This window comes from Luteibacter sp. 621 (assembly GCF_050435445.1).
GTDB lineage: Bacteria > Pseudomonadota > Gammaproteobacteria > Xanthomonadales > Rhodanobacteraceae > Luteibacter.
Genome location: NZ_JBNDKI010000032.1, coordinates 17,658 through 37,551 on the forward strand (window position 1 = coordinate 17,658; position 19,894 = coordinate 37,551).

Below are 19,894 nucleotides of genomic sequence, written 5' to 3' on the forward strand. Positions count from 1 at the left end.
GAAGCATATACGTTTTGTCGTACTAATGGGTGGGCATTGCGAATTCTGCGCCAGCGCTTTCGTCGTGGTTCAGCCAACGCTGGGTTACGGCCTTCTGTCGGGTGTAGAAACGTACGGATTCAGGGCCATGGGCGTGGTGATCGCCCATGAGACTCTTCTTCCAGCCACCAAAGCTGTGGAAGGCCATCGGTACAGGAATTGGCACGTTGATGCCGATCATCCCGACCTGAACCCGATGCGCAAATTCGCGCGCGACCTGTCCATCCCGCGTGAAGATGGCCGTGCCATTGCCATATTCATGCTCATCGACAAGCTTCAGCGCGCTTGCAAAGTCGGGTACACGAACCACGCAAAGAACCGGTCCGAAGATCTCTTCCTTGTAGATTCGCATCGCTGGCGTGACACGATCGAACAAGGTGCCGCCGACAAAAAATCCTTGCTCGCAGCCGGCCACCTGGTAGCCGCGGCCGTCCACGACAAGCTCTGCACCCGCAGCTTCGCCGTCATCGATATAGCCCGTAATGCGATCGCGATGTGCGCCCGTCACGACGGGACCCATCTCAACGGATTCATCAAGGCCCTGGCCAATGCGCAGCGCTTCGACGCGCGGCTTGAGCTTGGCCACCAGCGTATCTGCCGTCGCTTCGCCCACCGCTACCGCCACGGAAATGGCCATGCAGCGTTCGCCTGCCGCACCGTAGCCAGCGCCCATCAATGCATCTGCAGTCTTGTCCAGGTCGGCGTCGGGCATGACGATCATATGATTCTTGGCCCCACCCAAGGCTTGTACGCGCTTGCCCTTGGCGGTACCGCGCGCATAGATGTATTCAGCGATGGGGGTGGAACCCACGAAGCTGATGGCGCGCACAAGCGGGTGATCCAGCAGTGCATCCACCGCCGTCTTGTCGCCGTGCACGACATTGAAGACGCCATCGGGCAGGCCGGCTTCCTTCAGCAGGATGGCAAGCTCCACCGCGAGCGATGGATCGCGCTCGGAGGGCTTGAGCACGAATGTATTGCCGCAAGCGATCGCCATGGGGAACATCCACATGGGCACCATCGCCGGGAAATTGAACGGCGTGATACCTGCGCATACGCCGATGGCCTGGCGCATGGTCCATGCATCGATGCCGTTGGCGATCTGTTCGGTGTACTCGCCCTTGAGCAGTTCGGGGATGCCACAGGCGTACTCGACGACCTCGAGGCCGCGGATAATCTCGCCCTTCGCGTCCGACAACACCTTGCCATGTTCGGCCACGATGATGCGGGCGAGCTTATCCATGTCGCGTTCGATCAGTTCCTTGAAGCGGAACATGACCCGCGCGCGCTTGAGCGGCGGTGTTTCCGACCATGCGCGGAACGCAGCGTTGGCGGATTGCACGGCGGTGTCGACATCCTGTACCGAGGCAAGGTCAACTTCGGCGGCGACGCGGCCACTGGCGGGGTTGTACACCGGCGCGGTGCCAACAGGTGTGCCCGCGTGCGGCTTGCCGCCGATGTAGTGGCCAATGCGGTACGGGACGTGGGATTCGGGTTGTGCGGACATGATGCGTGCTTCTCCGGTCGCGCGCCTCAGCGCGCGATCATCCATTCGTGGGCGGGATCGTTGCGGAAGTGCCACTCGCGGCGTGGGCCCGCCATGACATTCAGGTAATAACCGCGGTAGCCGTGCGGCATGACGACAGGGTGGTAGCCACGCGGCACCATCACCACATCGTGGTCGCCCACGGCCATCGATTCATCGATATCGCGTTCATCGGTATACACCCGTTGAAACGCAAATCCTTGCGGCGGGTCGATGCGGTGGTAGTAGGTTTCCTCAAGCACGCTTTCTTCCGGGAGGTTATCGGTGTCGTGCTTGTGCGGCGGGTAGCTGGAGGAATGACCGGCTGGCGTGAGTACTTCGACGACGAGCAGGGACTCGGCGGGCTCGGTCTGCGGGAGGATGTCGCAGACGTAGCGTGTGTTCGCACCCGTGCCGCGAACCGATCGTTTCATGGTTGCCGGTTCAATCAGTCGCGCGTCGAAGCGGCCGGTCGCCGGTGCCGACGCTAGCGCGAGTTCTGCATCGTCTCGCGCCGTGACCGTGTATGTCGAAGAGGGTGGGGCATACACCGCGTGAGGCGAGCGCTCGTCAAACACGCTGGCGCGGCCACCAAGGCCTTGCCAGGCCTGTCCGGCAACGCTGATATCCACGCTGCCGGTGAGTACGACCAGGCATCCCTCGCGATCTGCCGGCAGCGTAATGGTGGTGGTCTCGCCAGCGTTCAGCCGGCGAGCTTCGAAGCCTACGTGTTTCCAGTGGGCAGACTCGGGTGTGACCTTGACGATGGCTTCGCCCTGGGCGGAAGCCTTCACAAGAAGGCTCATGCGACCTCCTTCACCGGCTGGCGGTCGAGCAGCGAGCGCAGCGTCTGGTAGCCTTTCTCTGCGTACGCGTAGCTCGGCGCCACCGAGGGATCCTGTTCCGCCTCGACCACCAGCCAGCCCTTGTAGTCGTGAGCCTTGAGCCGCGCGATGATGCCAGCGAAATCGATCACGCCATCGCCTGGCACGGTGAATGCGCCGTTGAGCACCGATTCGAGGAACGTCCAATGCCGGTTGCGCGCCAGCCGGACCACGCCTGGCCGCACATCCTTGCAATGGACGTGGCAGATCCGGTCGATGTGCTTTTCCAACACGGCTACGGGGTCACCGCCGCCGAAGTAGGTATGGCCGCTATCGAACAGCAGGCCTACTTCATCACCGGTGTTCGCCATGAGGTGATCCACGTCATCCGGGGATTCCACATAGGCACCCATATGGTGGTGGTAGGCAAGGCGCACGCCGTGCGAGAGCGTGAACTTTGCGAACTCCGTGAGGTTATCGCCGTAGCGCTTCCACTCGTCGGGTGTGCGGAAGCGGGGGCGCTTGTAGAGTGGCTGCGGCTCGCCCTGGATGGCATCGGCGACTTCGCCATAAACCATGACCTTGCAGCCGTTCTCGGCCAGCAGGCGAAGATGCTTGCCTACGGCAACGATCTCCTCGCTGGCGGGGCGCGCCGCTGCGCGGCCCGAGTACCAGCCGCTGACCACGTCCAGGCCGTAGCCCGCCATGAGGTTGCGCAGTTCCGCAGGATCTTTCGGAAACTTGTTGCCGAGCTCGAAGCCTTCGTAGCCGATGGCTTTGCCCTCGCTGAGCGCGGTAGACAAAGGCGTCTCACCGCCCAGGGAGGGCAGGTCGTCGTTGCTCCACGAGATCGGGTTGATGCCGATGCGGATGGGATCGTTCTTCATGCTGGCGTGTTCCCGGCCTTGCGGCCCACGATGGCGGTTTCATAGCCGGCGCGCGCATCGCGCACGGCTTCCCGCGTGGAGACTTCCGGCACCGCCACATCCCACCATACGCCGCCTTCATCGGTGGTGCGTGTGTGGTCCGTATCGATGCTGATGAGATAGGTACGATCAGCGGCACGGGCGCGTTCCATCGCGGCTTCCAGCCCCGCGATATCGGCCACGTGCTCGGCGATGGCACCCAGGGCGCGTGCATGCGCGGCGAAATCAATGCGGGGCGCGCCATGGCTCCCCTGCACGCAGTCGTCGAACATGTTGTTGAACGGTGCGCTGCCCGTTGCCTGTTGAAGGCGGTTAATGCAGCCGTAGCCGCGGTTATCGAGCAGCACGATGATGAGCTTCGCATCGAGCATCACCGAGGTGGCGATCTCGGAGTTCATCATGAGGTAACTGCCATCGCCGACCATGACGATCACCTCGCGGTCGGGCTGGGCCATCTTCACGCCCAGGCCGCCGGCGATCTCGTAACCCATGCAGGAGTAGCCGTACTCCATGTGGTAGCCACCGGCGGTCTCGGTGCGCCACAGCTTTTCCAGCTCCGCAGGCAGGGTGCCGGCGGCGCAGACCACGATGTCGCTGCGCGCCGAGCTGGTGGAGGAGCGCTGAACGGCACCGATGACCTCACCGTCATAGGGCAGGCGGCCGGATGGCGGGCTGCGCTGGCCGGTGATACGGGACACGATGTCGACCCATGCCATGGCGGCGTCGCGGGCGCGCGTGGTCCAGCCTTCCGGCGCGGCCCACTCTTCCAGGCCGAAGCTCAGGTCGTCGAGCACCTGCGCCGCGTCGCCGATCACTTCGAGGCCATTGCCTTTTAGCGCATCGAAGCTGTTGACGTTGACCGACAGGATGGGGATGTGCCGGAACAGCGCGTTGGAGCCGGTCGTGAAGTCCTGCAGGCGCGTGCCGACGGCGATGATGAGGTCTGCCTCGCGCAGCAGCGCATTCGCCGCGGTGGAGCCGCAGACGCCCGCAGGCCCCAGTTGCAACGGGTGATTCCAGGGCATGGCGCCCTTGCCCGCCTGCGTCTCGCACACGGGCACGCCGTGCTTGTCGGCGAACGCCAGCAGTTCGGGCGTGGCCTTCGCGTAGAGCGCGCCGCCGCCAGCGATGATCACGGGGCGCTCCGAGGCTTCAATCGCATCGAGAGCCACCATCAGTTCGTCATCGGTGGGCTGCGGCGCACGGAACACGATTTCGCGGGGTTCGAAGAACGACAGCGGGAAGTCATAGGCCTCGGCCTGCACATCCTGCGGCAGTGCAAGCGTCACCGGGCCGCACAACGCCGGATCCGTTAGCGCCCGCACCGCCCGGGGGAGCGCCGTAAGCAATTGTTCCGGTCGCACGATCCGATCGAAGTAGCGCGAGACGGGGCGGAAGCAATCGTTGACCGATACCGTGCCGTCGCTGAAGTCCTCCAGCTGTTGCAGCACGGGGTCTGGCGCGCGCGATACGAAGATATCGCCGGGCAGAAGCAACACGGGCAGGCGGTTCACATGGGCCAGGGCGGCGGCAGTCACCAGGTTCGTCGCACCGGGGCCGATCGAGGTGGTCACCGCCATCATGCTGCGGCGCATGTTCGCTTTTGCATACGCGATGGCGGCATGTGCCATGGCCTGCTCGTTGTGCGCGCGGAACGTGGGGAACGTATCGCGCGCTTCGTACAGTGCTTCACCCAGGCCCGCCACGTTGCCGTGGCCGAAGATGGCGAAGACGCCGCCGAACAGCGGTTCGGCTTCCTCCGAATCCGCATCGCGTGCGTAAAGTGCCTGCAGGTAGCGGACCAGCGCCTGCGCGGTGGTTAGCCGGATCGTCTCGCTCATGCGGCAGCGCCTTCCGTGACGGGGCGAACGGGAGCGCGGCGGACACCTTGCTGCCACGCGCGAATCATGGCCTCGAATGCGGATTTCGCCTGATCGATCAGCGCCGCATCATCAATCCGTCCCGCCAGCCACGCCTTGGCGGGCTCGCTGAACAGCGTGCGGCCCACGGCGAAACCACGGCACGTGCTGCTGCTGGCCGCATCCGCAAAGCCGGCGGCGAGGGATTCCGCCGGTGCGTTAAGGCCAAGCAGCAGCACGCCGCGGCAGAGCGGATCGCGCTCTTCGATCAGCGCATCGATGGCAGCCCAGGCATCACGGCCTGGCGGGCACAGCTTCCACCAGTCGGGGCGAATGCCCAGGTTGTAGATACGCTTGAGCGAGCGGAGGACGCGCTCATCGCGCTGGGCCGGGCTGGTGCAGCCGGGGGGAATGACCTCCAGCAGGAGTTCATGGCCGCTGAGGCGCGCGGCATCGTAGAGGGCGAGCAGCTGGGTTTCCTGCTCCACGCGGTGCAGGGGATCCGCATCCGGATCGAACTGCACGAGGCACTTGATCACGTGCTCGCGGGGCCAGCTGACCAGCTGGCTGCCGATGGAACGGCCACGTTCGAATTCCAGCGGGTTGGAGCCGGGTACTTCCACCGGGCGGCCGATCCACCAGCCGCGGCCCGTAGCGGCGTTAAGCGCATCCTGGCCGTAACGGTCATCGAGCAGCAGGCCAACGTGACCTTGCAGCTGGTTGGCGCGCTCGGTAGCCGCCACGGCTTCCACGAGCAGCGTCTTCAGCCTGGGAATCCGCGATTCGTCGGCACCGGCTTCGCGTGCGAGCTCAAAGAACGGCGTGCGGTGATCGAAGGCGAACACATACAGCTCGTTCCATGCCTTGCGCGGCACGGCGGTGCGGTGCAGGTGCGAGAGCTCCGCATCCAGGTCGGGCCGCGGGATACCGCCTTCGCGGGACAGGAACGCATCAAGCTCTGCACGCCCGGGCATGGCTGGCGCGCAAGCGTGCCGCGATACCACGATAGCGCCGCACGCGTTGGCCCAGGCACAGGCGCGTTCGATCGATTCGCCACTCAGCCAGCCGGTGAGAAAGCCGGAAAGGAACGCATCGCCCGCGCCGAGCACATTCAAGACTTCGACGCGCGCACCGCGATAGGTAGGCGCGTCATCGATGTGTGCCGGGATCGGCCCGTCGACAATCGAGCAACCCAGCGGGCCACGTTTCACCACCAGCGTCGCGTCAGTCACGCCGCGCACGGCATGCAGCGCGGCCATGAGGTCCTCGCTTCCGCCCGCGATGTGGAACTCTTCTTCCGTACCCACGATCAGGTCGAAGGAGGGCAGGATGGCCTGCAGGTGCTTCGTGACATGGTCGGCAGCGACGAAGCGCTGTTCGCCATTGCCGCGGCCGGTCAGGCCCCACAGTACGGGGCGGTAGTCGATATCGAGCACCGTGCGCACGTCGTGCTTGCGGGCGAGTTCCAGCGCACGCTGGCTTGCCGCAAGGACGCCGGGCTGCGACAGGTGCGTACCGGTAATCGCCAGGGCGCGGCAGCGGCCGATAAAGGCCTCGTCGATATCTTCCGGCTGCAGTGCCATGTCCGCGCAGTTCTCGCGGTAGAACAGCAGCGGGAAGCTGGTGCTGTCCTTGATGCCCAGAATGGCCAGGGCGGTGAGCCGGTCGGTATCGACCTTTACCTGGCTGATGTCACAGCCTTCTTTCGCCAGCGTCTCGAGCAGGAACGTGCCCATCTGGTCGTCGCCCACGCGCGAAAGCATGGCCGAATGCAGGCCAAGGCGTGCGGTGCCGAACGCGACATTGGCCGAGGAGCCGCCAAGGTACTTGGCGAAGCTGGTCACGTCTTCCAGGCGGGCGCCGATCTGCTGGGCGTAGAGATCCACCGCAAGCCGGCCAAGGCAGGCCACGTCGATGGGGCGGGAGTTGGAACGGGGGAGGGGACTGCGCATAGGTATGTTCGTTCTTCAGGCCGCACGGCCTTCCAGTTCATCGACCAGGCTCTGGATCTCGGTGCCGCCAGCCATCATGTCGAGCACCTCCTCCTTCGTGATATCGCTCTTGGCAAACGTGCCCATCGACTGGCCGCGGTTGAGCAGCGTGAAGCTATCCGCGATGGGATAGGCGTGGTGCACGTTATGGGTGATGAAGATCACCGAGATGCCGCGCTCGCGCGCCTTGTGGATTAGCTTGAGCACGTTGCAGCTCTGTTTTACGCCAAGCGCCGCGGTCGGCTCATCCAGGATCAGCACCTTCGCGCCGAAGTGAATGGCGCGGGCGATAGCAAGGCATTGCCGCTCGCCACCGGACATGGTGCCCACCGGCTGGCTGGCATCGCGTACGTGGATGCCCATCTCGGCCAGCTTCTCGCGCGCCGTTTCGTTCGCGTAGCGCATATCCAGCACATTGATGACGCCGAACATGCGGCGGCGCGGCTCGCGCCCGGCAAAGAAGTTGCGGGCTACGCTCATCAGGGGCACGAGCGCGAGATCCTGGTAAACCGTGGCGATGCCGCGGTCCAGCGCTTCGCGCGGCGAGCCGAATTTCACCGCTTCGCCATCCACGCGGTACTCACCCTGGCTGGGCTGGTGCACACCAGCCAGGGTCTTGATCAGCGTGGATTTGCCGGCGCCGTTATCGCCAAGCAGGCAGTGGACCTCGCCACGCTTCAGCCTGAGCGTGACGCCCTGCAGGGCGATCACCGTGCCGAAGAACTTGCTGACGTTGTCCAGCTCAAGGATGTAATCGCTAGCCATGGCCTGGGTCCTCACTTCGTGCTCGCAGCACGGCTGCGGATGTAGTGGTTGAACAGCACCGCGATCAGCAGCATGCCGCCTAGGAACACGCGGTACCAATCCGAATCGATGTTGGTATAGGAGATGCCGATCTGCACCACGCCAAAGATGATCGCGCCGAAGCAGGCACCAATGACCGACCCGAAGCCACCGGTAAGCAGGGTGCCGCCGATCACCACGGCGATGATCGCCTCGAACTCCTTCTGCAGGCCGCGATCGGATGCGGCGGAGCCGAACTCGGCTACCTGGAGCACGCCGAACAGGCAGGCGCAGAACGCGGTGAGGACGAACAGCGAGATCTTCACCCGGCGCACCGGCACGCCCACGTTCTTCGCCGCGTTGGCATCGCCACCCACGGTGTAGATCCAGTTGCCGAAGCGGGTGCGGGCCAGGACGAAGCCCGCGACCACGGCCAGGGCAATCCACCACAGCAGCACCTTCGGGATGCCGCCGACGACCGGCTCGCCATTCGGGAACGATTCGATGATCCCGTGCGAGGCGAGGAACGTGAATACACCGTGCAGCGTGGTGCCGGAGAACAGGGCCGAGACCACCGGTGATTCGTCGAACTTGCTGCCCACGCCGCTCACGATGGTGCTGTTGGCGAACGTGGTGGAAAGCACCAGCGTCAGGCCGCGGAGCACGAACATGAAGGCCAGGGTGACGATGAACGATGGCAGCTTGGTGCGCATGACCAGGTAGCCGTTGAGCCAGCCCAACGCCATGCACACCCCGAACGCGGCGATCACGGAGGCCCACAGGGGCCAACCCATGTACATGGGCGGGATGGCGACGACCACACCGGCGAATCCGATCATGGAACCGATGGAAAGATCGAACTCGCCGGCGATCATCAGCAGGCAGGCGCCCACGGCCAAAATGCCCAGGTACGCCGCCACCTTCGCCCAGTTGATGACGCCATCGAGCGCAAACATGCCCGAATCACCTGCGGTAATGGCGAAGAACACAAAGACCAGAATGGTGCCGGCGATTGAGCCCAGTTCGGGCCGATCGAGCAGTACGCGCCACGGGGAGATCTTCCGCACGCGTTCATCCGTGGGTTTCGGTGCTTCCTGCGCATTCTCGCGCTGACGCTGGATCATGTTGGTAACGCTCTCGTTGATGGCGCTCATGGGGTTCTCCCGTCGGTCAGCGGTACTGGCCGGCGTACTTCTCGACAGTGGCGACGTTTTCCTTCGTGACGAAGGCCGGGCCCGAGCTCACGCCGTTGGCCGTGTAGATGGGCTTGAGGTCGTATTCCTTAAGGCGCGCCTGGAACTTCGGGTTGGCCTTGAGCGCCGCAATGATCGTGGCCGGATCCTTGGTGTTCTTGTCATGCGCGATCACCAGCGCGGCGATGCCCATGTAGCCTTGCAGGTAGGGCTGCTGGTCGATGGCGTACTGGATGGTGCCGGACTTGATGCCGGCAATAATCGCGGGCGACAGATCGAACGTGCCGAAGTTGATGGCGCCCTTCAGGTGCAGGTCCTCGACGACCTTGATAGCCGGTTCGGCGGCATTCGGACCCAGGGCCAGGATGGCCTGGGTCTTCGGGTGGGCGCGCAGGTAAGCGGTGAGCTTGGAGGAGACCACCGTGGGGTCCATGCCGGTATCGATCATGGAGGTGGAGCGCCAGTCCTTCACTCCGATCGCATCGGCAAAGCCCTGGCAACGCTCGAACGAGGCGTTGTTCGTGGCGTAGTGGTTCACGCACACGAAGCTCTTGATACCGGCCGCCTTGGCGCGATCGCCCGCGGCTTTGCCCGCATCGTACTCACCCTGGCCTACGTGCATGATCGCGCCGATCTTCTTGCTCTCCTCCGGGGTGCCGGAGTTGATCGTCACGATGGGGATGCCCTTGGCCGCGACCTTGGCCGCAGGATCTTTCAACTGGTCGTAGTTGGCGATATCGAACGCCACGCCCTTGTAGTTGCGGGCAGCGGCGGATTCGAGCTGGCGGGCCATTTCGGCCAGGTCGCCATTGCCCGAGCCGCGGTAATCGACAGCGACGCCAAAGTCTTCGCCTGCCTGCTTGATCGAGTTCTTGATGGTGTTCCACCAGGAATCGGAGTCGGCGGCATGGGTGACAAGGACGTAGCGGTCGCCGGGGGCCGCCTGGGAGGCGGGGGCGGCAAGCCCGAGGCCAAGGGCGAGGGCGGCTGCCAGCGTGGCGTGGAACGGTTTGAATCGCATATTGCCTCCACTTGTGACCGGGATCCCCCGGCCGGGATGGGTGACTAACGAAGCGATAACGGCCTTGCGGCCGCTGTTTTGCCGAAAGCGGACCGAGCATGGACCGCCAGTTCCACGGTTGCAACTTGCATTGCAACATCGAAATAAATGGAAAATCTATTCCATGGGTGCTTCAATGCCGCCGGACCCTTCCCGGAGCCAACGATGGCCAAACGCAGCGAAGCCGATGCCCTGATGAACCGCATCGCCGAGGAATTCGAGTCCCTGCCGCGCCAGTTGCAGGGGGTGGCTCGTTACCTTGAGGAACATCGCAGTTCGATCATGGTCCAGCGCGTCGGTGAGATTGCCGAGGGCGCGGGCGTGCATGCATCGGCGGTGGTCCGTTTTGCCCAGCGCTTCGGCTATTCCGGCTTCAGCGAGATGCAGGCCGTGTTCCGCGACGCGTTCACCGCGCAGGCCTCGCCGTCGCGCAGCTACCAGCAGCGCATCCGCACGGTCATCGAGAACCGTTCGAGCGCCATGCCCGCGGTGGAGATCGCCTCGCGATTCATCGATGCCAGCCGCATGGGCCTGGATGAGCTGGCGGCGGAGATCGATGAAACGCGCTTCCAGAAAGCGGTGGATACCCTGGCGGCCGCCGAGAACATCTACGTGATGGGCGTGCGCCGTTCCTTCGCCATCGCCACGTACATCGCCTACGCCCTGCAGCACACGCAGAAGCGCGTGCACCTGGTGAGCGGGCTGGGCGGCATGTTCCGCGAGCAGCTGCGCAGCATGGGCAAGGGCGATGCGCTCATCGCCATCAGCTTCCCGCCGTTCGGCAAGGAAACCCTTTACGCCATGCGCGTCGCGCAGCAACACCACGCGAAGGTGCTGGCCATTACCGAAAGCGACCTGGGCCCGCTGGCCCGGCACTCCGATGTGCTGCTGAAGGTGAAGGAGGGCAGTGCGTTCGCCTTCCGCGGCCTCACCAGCACCATGTGCCTGTGCCAGGCGCTGTTTGTCGCGCTCGCCTACAAGCTCGAACTAACCGTCGAAGAAACGCTTCCCCGAGGAGAATACGATGATTGAAGTCGCGATCTTTGGTGCCGGTCGCATCGGCAAGATTCACGCGGGCAATGTCGCCCGCCACCCGGAGGCGCGCCTGCGCTATGTGGTGGATGTGCACGAACCGTCGGCAAAGGAGCTGGCGGAGAAACATGGCGCGAAGGTCGCCAGTGTCGAGGAAGCGCTGAATGATCCCGCCGTGGGCGCAGTCGTGATCGGTTCCAGCACCGATACGCATGCCGACCTGATCCACCGTGCCGCGGCCGCCGGCAAGGCGATCTTCTGCGAGAAGCCGGTGGATCTGGATGTCGAGCGCGCTCGCTCGTGCCAGGCCGCGGTCGAAGAGGCCGGCGTGGTCTGCATGATCGCGTTCCAGCGCCGCTTCGATCCCACGTTCTCGTCGCTGAAGAAGCGGCTGGATGATGGCGAGGTGGGTACGCCGGAAGTGTTGATCGTGACCAGCCGCGATCCTGGCGCACCGCCGGTGAACTACATCAAGAGCTCGGGCGGCGTGTTCAAGGACATGTTGATCCATGACTTCGATATCTTCCGCTGGATCCTCGGCGAAGAAGCCGTCAGCGTCCACGCGGCGGGCAGCTGCCTGACCGATCCGGCGATCGAAGGTGCGGGCGATATCGATACGACGGCCGTCACGATCCGTACGAAAAGCGGCAAGCTTTGCCAGATCAACACGTCGCGTCGCGCGGCCTACGGCTACGACCAGCGTTTTGAAGTACTGGGTAGCAAGGGCATGCTCCAGGCCGGCAACGTGACGCCTACGCAGGTGGTGTCGCATACCGCGAAGAACATTGCGCACGATCTGCCTGAGCATTTCTTCCTCGAACGCTACCGCGAGGCTTATGCGGCGGAGATCGCGCATTTCTTCGATGCGTTGGCGGCGGGTACGCCGGTGCGTACGACGATCGCCGATGGCATCAAGGCGCTGGAACTGGCCGAAGCTGCCGCGCGTTCGTGGCGCGAGGGCCAGGCCGTGGCCGTGACTATCTAAAGGAGGCCACGCCATGACCAAGCTTCGTATCGGCCTGGCCGGCCTGGGCCGGCTCGGCCAGCGCTACGCCGAAAACCTCGCCCGGGCAGTGCCCCGGGCGGAACTGGTGGCGGTGTGCAGCCCGGTGGAAAGTGAGCGCGCCTGGGCGCGCGATACGCTGGGTGTGCCCACGATCCACGAAACGTACGAGCAGATGCTTGCCGACCCGGGCATCGATGCGGTGGTGCTGGTGACGCCCACATCACTGCACGCCACACAGATCGAACAGGCGCTGGATGCCGGCAAGCACGTCTTCTGTGAGAAGCCGCTTTCGCTGGAACTGGAGGATTGCCGTCGCGCGGCCGCGCACGCGGCGAACGCACCGAAGCGTGCGATGGTCGGTTTCGTGCGCCGCTTCGACGAGAGCTACCGCCACGCGTTCATGCACATCGAGGCGGGCGGTATCGGTCGCCCCTTCCTCGTGTACTCGCAAACGACGGACCTGGCCGATCCCACTGGGGCCTTCCTGAAATTCGCCCCGACCAGCGGAGGCATCTTCCTCGATTGCAGCGTGCACGACGTGGATCTGGCGCGCTGGCTGCTGGGCCGGCCGAAGGCGAAGAAGGTCTACGCCACCGGCACCGTCGCGATGTATCCCCCGCTGGAGGACATCAAGGACGTGGACAACGGCATTGCCATTGTCGAGTTCGAAGGTGGACAGATGGCGATGTTCTACGCCTCGCGCACGCAGGCACATGGGCACGACACGCAAACCGACGTGACCGGTACGGCCGGCAAGGTGAGCATCGGCCGCAACCCACGCGCCGATCGCGTGGAGATCGCCGATGCCGCCGGGGTGCGCAACACCGTGCTGCCATCGTTCTACGAGCGCTTCGCCCCGGCCTTCGTGACCCAGGCCAGGCACTTCGTGGATGCGGTACTCGATGACACCCCGTTCGACCTGACCATGGACGATGCGGTAGAGGCCACTCGGATTGCCATCGCCCTGCGCGAATCGCAGCAATCTGGCCAACCGGTCCTGCTGGACTAAACCGGCTCGTGTAGGAGCGCGCTTGCGCGCGAGTCGAGCCCGTCGCAAGCACCCATCGCGCGCAAGCGCGCTCCTACAGGGCCCGCGTCCTTCCGGATGAAAAAGGCTTCATGCGGTGCGATGCCGCAGCGCAGCATTAGCCCCTATAATGAGGCCGCCATGTCGCTCCCATCCCTCGTTCCCCACCGCGGACGGCGTTATGCCGTCACCGCGCGGATTCTTTCCGCGGTCGTCTTCTCGTTCCTTTGCTGCCTCAGCATCGGTATCCCGTTGGCGGTGCTGCCGGGCTATGTGCATAACGACCTCGGCTACTCCACCGTCCTCGCCGGCCTGGCGGTCAGTGCGCAGTATCTTGCGACCCTGCTGAGCCGACCCCACGCGGGGCGCATGGCGGATGCGATGGGCCCGAAGCGCACCGTCGTGGCGGGCCTGATCGTGCTGGCCCTTTCCGGATTGTTCCTGGCACTGGGTGCACTCGCGCCCCGCATGCCGGTGCTTTCGCTGGCGCTGATCCTCATGAGCCGCCTGGGCCTGGGCTTCGCCGAAAGCTGGGTGAGTACCGGCGCCATCACCTGGGGCATCGGCGGTATCGGTGGTGAGCACACCGCCCGGGTGATCTCCTGGAACGGCATTGCGACCTACGGCGGTATCGCCCTCGGCGCGCCGCTGGGCGTGGCGTTGTCGCATCACTTCGGGTTCCTGTCGCTTGGCGTCGTGGGTTTCCTGCTCGGTGCCGTGGCGCTGCCGTTCGCCATGATGAAAGCCCGGGTGGTGCCCAGCCATGGTGAGCGCCTGCCGTTCAAGAGCGTGCTCTCGCGGGTTTCGGCCTACGGTATTGGCCTCGCCCTTGGCTCCATCGGCTTCGGTTCCCTGTCTACGTTCGTGGCGCTGTATTACGCCAGCCGTGGCTGGCAGGACGCCGCGCTATCGCTTTCGCTGTTTGGCGGCTGCTTCATCGGTATTCGCCTGATTTTCGGCAATGCCATCGATAAGTTCGGCGGCTACCGCGTAGCGATCGTCTCGCTGGCGGTGGAGTGCCTGGGGCTGCTGTTGCTGTGGTTCGGCACGACACCGCACGCGTCGCTGGCGGGCGCTGCGCTCACCGGCTCGGGCTTCGCCCTGGTGTTCCCCGCGCTGGGTGTGGAAGCGGTCAGCCGCGTGAGCAACCACAACCGTGGCGCGGCGCTGGGCGCGTACTCCGTGTTTCTGGACGTGGCGCTTGGCCTCACCGGCCCGGTGGGTGGCTGGATCGCGGGACTTTACGATTACCCCGCCATTTTCCTGCTGGCCAGCGGTGCTTCGCTGGCGGCGGTGTTCCTCTCCTTCGCGCTGTATATGCGCCATGGCCGCCCGCCGCGCACCGAAACCGCCGACGCGCGGGCATAATGCCCGCCTGATCCCTCACGAGTCGGCACCATGCCCTTTGATCGCAGCTGGATGGGTTACGGCATGGAAGGTGCCCTGGAAGTAGGCGGCATTGCGCTGCTGGCCGGCATCGTCATTTACCTGCTGGTCCATCTGCTCGGCAAGGCCAATGGCTGGAGTACCGGCATGGAGCTCACCGTGGCGGTGCTGCTCGCCTTCTTCCTCGCCGGCGGCGAGGACATCTGGAACTCGTTCTACTTCAACTTCGTGCCCATCCAGTCGCCGCAGCTGCTGCGGGTGAAGCTGGCCGCGGTACACGACCCGGACTCGATGGGGCTGCGGGTGTTGTTCGAGATGCTCGGCGCCCTGGTGGGTGCGAGCGTTGGTTGGGCCGCGTTTTCAGGTGGCCTTAAAGACCTCATCCACCACATTCGCAACCCATAACTTTAACGCGTGTGCGCGAACATCCAGTCCCACAGGTCCGGGGTGGCGTAAGCCTTCATCCACGAACCGTGGTTCACGCCCGGGAACTCGGTGTACTTCACCTCGGCGCCGCGCTGGGTCAGTGCCGCATTCATCTTCCGCGATTGTTCGGTCGGCACCACGTTGTCGTCGCCGCCGTGGAAGATCCAGACCGGCGTCTTGCCGATCTTCTGCGCCACCCAGGTATACGGATCCTGGCCCTTGGGCACACCGTGCACGAATAGCTGGCGGCCTTCCGGATCGGGTAGCGGGGTGATGCCGCCGCAGATGATCGTCGCCGCGGCAAAGGTATCAGGGTGATCGACGGCGAGCTGCCATGAACCGTAGCCGCCCATGGAAAGGCCGGTGACGTAAAGGCGCTTGCGGTCACCATCGAACTCCTTGACGCTCTTTTCGAGCGCGGCCATCGCCATGTCGGCGTCTGCTTTATCCGTCCACTCGGTGTCATCCGGTGCTTGCGGGATCACGACCACGGCGGGGAAATCCATGTGTTCCTTCAGCCACGGCGGCAGGCCCTGGGACATCTGCTTCTGGTTGTCGCTGCCGCGCTCGCCGCTGCCATGCAGGAACAGCACGACGGCCGGCTGTTTCTTTACGTCGGCGGGGATGAACACCTGGTAGCGGTAGGTCTTGCCGTGCACGTCCACCGAGCGTTCGGCGAACTGTGCCGGCGCGGCCGAAGCGGTGCCGACGACGGCGGCGGTAAGGAAGGCGAGGGTACGGAGCATGCGACAGGATCTCCCAGGACTGTTGTAGGAGCGCGCTTGCGCGCGATGGGTGCTCGCGGCGAGATTCGATCGCGCGCAAGCGCGCTCCTACAGGGCGCGGGGCACGCAGGGTGGTGCCCGTAGATCGGCAGTGGAGCGCAGTAATGCCGTTACAGCAAGGGCTTTACAGCACCGGATCGAACAGCCGCGCCACGTGCAGCGCCACCCGCCGCAGATACGGCAAGCGCCGGTAATCGTTCGGGTTCACTTCATCAGCCTGGGCGAAGTCATCCTTCAGCATGGTCTCCACCTCCGTGGCGAACCCCGCATCCACATTCAACGCCGAGATCTCGAAGTTCAGGCGGAAGCTGCGGTTATCCAGGTTCATGCTGCCCACCACGGCCGTATCGCTATCGATCAGCATGACCTTCTGGTGGATGAAGCCGGGCAGGTAGCGGAACATGCGAATGCCGGCCACGGTGGCTTCATGGGCATACAGGGTCGAGGCGGCGAACACCGTGCGGTGGTCCGGGCGGGATGGAATGAGGATGCGCACATCGACGCCACGGAAGACCGCCAGGCGTAACGCGCCGAACACGGCCTGGTCCGGCACGAAGTACGGACTGGTGATCCATACGCGTTTCTTCGCGGCGTGGATGGCCTGGGTGAAGAACAGTGAACAGCTTTCCTGCCGATCGGCGGGGCCCGTGGCCACGATCATGGTGTTTGCGCGCCCGCAACGTTCCGGCGGGGGCATGGAGGGAGGCCGCTCGCCGGATACCCAGTACCAGTCTTCTCCGAAGACGCGTTGAAGGTCAGCGACCGCGGGCCCTTCGATCTGCATGTGCGTATCGCGCCAGGGCGCGAGCGGCGGCTTCAGGCCGAGGTACTCATCGCCCGCGTTAAGGCCACCGACGAAGCCGCGCTCGCCATCCACGACCACCACCTTGCGGTGGTTGCGGAAATTCAGCTGGAAGCGGTTGCGGAAGCGGCGCGTGGCGAAGCGGCGCACATCCACGCCGCCCTTGCGCAGGGTTTCCACGTATGAATCTGGCAGGGCGTGGCTGCCAATGCTGTCGTACAGCAGGCATACCTGTACCCCGCGCGCGGCGCAGGCCAGCAACGCGTCGCGCAGGCGTCCGCCTAGGCCATCGTCATGAATGATGAAAAACTGCACAAGCACGTAGTGTTCGGCGCGCGCCATGGCAGCGAACATCGCCTCGAACGCCGCTTCGCCGTCGATATGCAGCGACAGGTTGTTGCCGGCGTGCATGGGAGTCTTCAGCATGTGGCCGATCGCGCTGTAGCGCGGATCGTGCACCGGCTGAGGGAGTGGCGCTACGCCGGGGCGGGCCGCATGTTCGGCCTCGGCGTGCAGCATGAAGAAACGAGCCTGGCGCTGGCGGTGCAGATCCACATAGCCGCCAAACCGGCTGGCGCCCAGGAACAGGTAGGGCACCAGGGTGACGTAGGGCACCAGGACCAGCCCCAGCACCCAGGCAAAGGCGCCTTGGGCGGTGCGCGTGTTCATCACCGCATGCATGGCCGCCAGCACGCCGGCGGCATGCAGGGCCAGGGCCGCGATGGCGATAAGGGTGGCGATCATGCCTTGGGCGCTCCGATATTCAAGTTTGCGGCAAGAGTCTTTGTCGCGCCGGGGCGTTTCTGCCGGGCGGGCAGGGCAGGAAAATGCACGCATTCTCTCCTTCTTCGGAGCCTATCCTATGGGTTCGTCATCCTCCCGTCTGCCCTTGCTGGCACTTGCCGTGGCAGCCTTTGCCATCGGCACCACCGAGTTCGTGATCATGGGCCTGCTGCCCGAGGTCGCGGCCGACCTGCACGTGGGTATCCCTGCCGCGGGCATGCTGGTATCCGGCTACGCGCTGGGCGTGGCCGTGGGCGCACCGTTGCTGGCCGCCCTCACCGCCAAGCTGGAGCGCAAACGGGCGCTTCTTCTGCTCATGGGCTTCTTCATCATCGGCAATGCCTTGTGCGCCGTCGCCTGGAACTATGACGTGCTGATGGTGGCCCGTGTCGTCGCCGCCTTCTGTCACGGCTCGTTCTTCGGCATTGGCGCCGTGGTGGCCGCGCACCTGGTCCCGGCCAACCAACGCGCCCGTGCTATCGCCCTGATGTTCGCCGGCCTCACCCTGGCCAACGTGCTCGGTGTCCCGTTCGGTACGTTCCTTGGCCAGTGGGCTGGCTGGCGCTCCACGTTCTGGGCCGTGACGGTGCTTGGCGTTGTCGCCGCGGCCGCTGTCGCGCGCTTTGTACCGGCCCTGCCGAACCTGAAGGCGCCGCACATGGGTACGGAGCTGCGCGTGCTGCGTGAGCCGCAGGTGCTTATCGCGCTTGGCATGACGGTACTTGGCTTCGGTGGCGTGTTCACCGTGTTTACTTACATCGCACCGATCCTGCAGGACGTTTCGGGCGTGAGCCCACACTGGACCGGTGCCGTGCTGGTGCTGTTCGGCCTGGGCACCACGATCGGCAACATGCTGGGCGGCCGCCTTGCCGATTGGCGCCTGATGCCCTCGCTGATGGGTATCCTGGTGGTGCTGGCGCTGTTGATGGCCGCCTTTGCCTGGACCATGCATAGCACTGTGGCCTCGATTGTTACGGTGTTTGTGTGGGGCATCGCGTCGTTCGCTACCGTCGCCCCGCTGCAGTCCCGCGTGGTGCACGTGGCCGGCGATGCGCCGAACCTGGCCTCCACCCTCAACATTGCCGCCTTCAACCTCGGTAACGCCGGTGGTGCGTGGCTGGGTGGTGCGGTGATCGCGGCGGGCTACGGTATGCCGGTGGTAAGCCTGGCCGGTGCGGCTGTGACGGTGGCGGGCCTGGTTGCTACGATGGCCAGCGTTGCACTGGAGCGCCGCCGCCCCGTGGGTATCGCTACCGAGTGCGTCTGATTCCCCTGCCGGAGCCGCGCCCATGAAAGCTGTCGCCTACCGCAAAGCGTTGCCCATCGATGACCCGCAAAGCCTTGTCGATGTCGAGCTGCCCAGGCCGGAGGCGACAGGCCGCGACCTGCTTGTGAAGGTCGAGGCGATCTCGGTCAACCCGGTGGATACCAAGGTTCGCCAGCGGGTCGATCCGAACGGCGCCGATAACGTACTCGGCTGGGACGTCGCAGGCACGGTGACGGCGGTCGGCCCGGAAGTACGCCGCTTCAAGGTAGGCGACGCCGTGTGGTACGCCGGCGATCGCAACCGCGCGGGCGCCAACAGCGAGTTCCACGTCGTAGATGAGCGGCTGGTGGGCCGCAAGCCTTCCACCCTGGAGATGGCGGAGGCGGCAGCGCTGCCACTCACCACGATTACGGCGTGGGAGCTGATGTTCGATCGCATGGGCATCCCGCACGGCACGCAGGGTAAACCTGCGACCTTGTTGGTGGTGGGCGCGGCGGGTGGCGTGGGTTCGATGGCCGTGCAATTGGCCCGGCGCCTCACCGGCCTTACCGTGATTGGTACGGCCTCGCGCGGAGAAACGCGGGAATGGGTGAAGGCGATGGGTGCGCACCACGTGGTGGACCATTCCAGGCCACTCGACGCCGAAGTCCTTGCCGTCGCGCCGGATGGCGTCGACTACGTGCTAAGCCTGACCAAGACGGAGCAGCACTTCGCCGCGTTCCCGAAGCTCATGAAACCACAGGGCGCCATTGGGCTGATTGATGATCCGGCCGAGCCGATCGATGTGCGCCTGCTCAAGGTGAAGAGCATCGCACTGCATTGGGAATCCATGTTCACCCGCTCGGCGTTCCACACCGATGACATGGGCGAGCAGGGGCACATCCTCGACGAGGTCGCGAACCTCGTGGATGCAGGCGTCATCCGTACCACGTTGCGCCAGAACCTGGGCAAGATCGACGCGGCGAACCTACGCCATGCCCACCAGTTGCTGGAGAGCGGAACGACCATCGGCAAGGTGGTCCTGGACGGCTTCGTGTAGGAGCGGGGGGGGGGGGGGGGGGGGGGGGGGCCGGGGGGGGGGGCGCCCCCCCCCCCCCCCCCCCGGGTGGGGGTTTTTTTTAATCACAAAAAACAAGCTATATGGTTGGGTTAGGAATTAAAGGAAAAGCGGGGGGTGTCA

Annotated in this window: 17 protein-coding genes; 7 read left to right on the forward strand and 10 right to left on the reverse strand. The window is 64.8% G+C overall.

Features of this window, described 5'->3' with window-relative positions; all coding sequences use genetic code 11:
- Positions 1-22: 22 nt before the first annotated feature.
- From ABIE56_RS21950 to ABIE56_RS21985, 8 genes are read right to left on the reverse strand one after another with little or no spacing between them, the layout of a single operon-like run.
- Positions 23-1,546, reverse strand: a complete 1,524-nt coding sequence (locus ABIE56_RS21950) for a CoA-acylating methylmalonate-semialdehyde dehydrogenase (RefSeq protein ID WP_429245940.1) — start codon at positions 1,544-1,546, stop codon at positions 23-25.
- Positions 1,547-1,572: 26 nt separating this feature from the next.
- The gene (gene iolB, locus ABIE56_RS21955) at positions 1,573-2,370 is read right to left on the reverse strand and encodes a 5-deoxy-glucuronate isomerase (protein WP_429245941.1); all 798 of its coding nucleotides are present in this window, start codon (positions 2,368-2,370) and stop codon (positions 1,573-1,575) included.
- On the reverse strand, positions 2,367-3,275 hold the full coding sequence (gene iolE, locus ABIE56_RS21960; RefSeq protein ID WP_429245942.1) for a myo-inosose-2 dehydratase: 909 nt from the start codon (positions 3,273-3,275) through the stop codon (positions 2,367-2,369). The genes iolB and iolE overlap by 4 nt, the downstream gene beginning before the upstream one ends.
- A complete protein-coding gene (gene iolD, locus ABIE56_RS21965) occupies positions 3,272-5,155 on the reverse strand; it encodes a 3D-(3,5/4)-trihydroxycyclohexane-1,2-dione acylhydrolase (decyclizing) (RefSeq protein WP_429245943.1) in 1,884 nt (627 codons plus the stop codon). The genes iolE and iolD overlap by 4 nt, the downstream gene beginning before the upstream one ends.
- Positions 5,152-7,125 carry a bifunctional 5-dehydro-2-deoxygluconokinase/5-dehydro-2-deoxyphosphogluconate aldolase gene (locus tag ABIE56_RS21970; RefSeq protein WP_429245944.1) on the reverse strand — a complete coding sequence of 658 codons (1,974 nt, stop codon included), beginning with the start codon at positions 7,123-7,125 and terminating at the stop codon, positions 5,152-5,154. The genes iolD and ABIE56_RS21970 overlap by 4 nt, the downstream gene beginning before the upstream one ends.
- A gap of 15 nt (positions 7,126-7,140) precedes the next feature.
- Positions 7,141-7,929, reverse strand: coding sequence for an ATP-binding cassette domain-containing protein (locus tag ABIE56_RS21975; RefSeq protein WP_429245945.1), 789 nt, complete (start codon positions 7,927-7,929; stop codon positions 7,141-7,143).
- Between the two features lie 11 nt (positions 7,930-7,940).
- Positions 7,941-9,101 carry an ABC transporter permease gene (locus tag ABIE56_RS21980; protein ID WP_429245946.1) on the reverse strand — a complete coding sequence of 387 codons (1,161 nt, stop codon included), beginning with the start codon at positions 9,099-9,101 and terminating at the stop codon, positions 7,941-7,943.
- A 16-nt stretch (positions 9,102-9,117) separates the two neighbouring features.
- Entirely contained in the window at positions 9,118-10,161 is a 1,044-nt protein-coding gene (locus ABIE56_RS21985; protein ID WP_429245947.1) for a sugar ABC transporter substrate-binding protein, read from the reverse strand.
- Between the two features lie 204 nt (positions 10,162-10,365).
- Here ABIE56_RS21985 and ABIE56_RS21990 point away from each other — a divergent pair, with 204 nt between their 5' ends.
- The 5 genes from ABIE56_RS21990 (at position 10,366) to ABIE56_RS22010 (ending at position 15,056) form a co-directional block, all read left to right on the forward strand.
- Complete coding sequence (locus tag ABIE56_RS21990) at positions 10,366-11,232, forward strand: MurR/RpiR family transcriptional regulator (protein WP_429245948.1); 867 nt, start codon at positions 10,366-10,368, stop codon at positions 11,230-11,232.
- Positions 11,225-12,217, forward strand: a complete 993-nt coding sequence (gene iolG / locus ABIE56_RS21995; protein ID WP_429245949.1) for an inositol 2-dehydrogenase — start codon at positions 11,225-11,227, stop codon at positions 12,215-12,217. The genes ABIE56_RS21990 and iolG overlap by 8 nt, the downstream gene beginning before the upstream one ends.
- A gap of 13 nt (positions 12,218-12,230) precedes the next feature.
- Complete coding sequence (locus tag ABIE56_RS22000; RefSeq protein WP_429245950.1) at positions 12,231-13,247, forward strand: Gfo/Idh/MocA family oxidoreductase; 1,017 nt, start codon at positions 12,231-12,233, stop codon at positions 13,245-13,247.
- Positions 13,248-13,406: 159 nt separating this feature from the next.
- Entirely contained in the window at positions 13,407-14,633 is a 1,227-nt protein-coding gene (locus ABIE56_RS22005; RefSeq protein WP_429245951.1) for an MFS transporter, read from the forward strand.
- Positions 14,634-14,663: 30 nt separating this feature from the next.
- Positions 14,664-15,056, forward strand: coding sequence for a hypothetical protein (locus tag ABIE56_RS22010; RefSeq protein ID WP_429245952.1), 393 nt, complete (start codon positions 14,664-14,666; stop codon positions 15,054-15,056).
- Between the two features lie 2 nt (positions 15,057-15,058).
- Here ABIE56_RS22010 and ABIE56_RS22015 read toward each other — a convergent pair whose 3' ends face one another.
- Positions 15,059-15,823 carry a prolyl oligopeptidase family serine peptidase gene (locus tag ABIE56_RS22015; RefSeq protein WP_429245953.1) on the reverse strand — a complete coding sequence of 255 codons (765 nt, stop codon included), beginning with the start codon at positions 15,821-15,823 and terminating at the stop codon, positions 15,059-15,061.
- Between the two features lie 163 nt (positions 15,824-15,986).
- Entirely contained in the window at positions 15,987-17,408 is a 1,422-nt protein-coding gene (cls, locus tag ABIE56_RS22020) for a cardiolipin synthase (RefSeq protein ID WP_429245954.1), read from the reverse strand.
- 118 nt (positions 17,409-17,526) lie between these two features.
- Between cls and ABIE56_RS22025 the strand changes: the two genes are divergently transcribed.
- Both ABIE56_RS22025 and ABIE56_RS22030 read left to right on the forward strand, forming a co-directional pair.
- The gene (locus ABIE56_RS22025; RefSeq protein WP_429245955.1) at positions 17,527-18,714 is read left to right on the forward strand and encodes an MFS transporter; all 1,188 of its coding nucleotides are present in this window, start codon (positions 17,527-17,529) and stop codon (positions 18,712-18,714) included.
- 22 nt (positions 18,715-18,736) lie between these two features.
- On the forward strand, positions 18,737-19,753 hold the full coding sequence (locus tag ABIE56_RS22030; protein ID WP_429245956.1) for a zinc-binding alcohol dehydrogenase family protein: 1,017 nt from the start codon (positions 18,737-18,739) through the stop codon (positions 19,751-19,753).
- Positions 19,754-19,894: the final 141 nt, after the last annotated feature.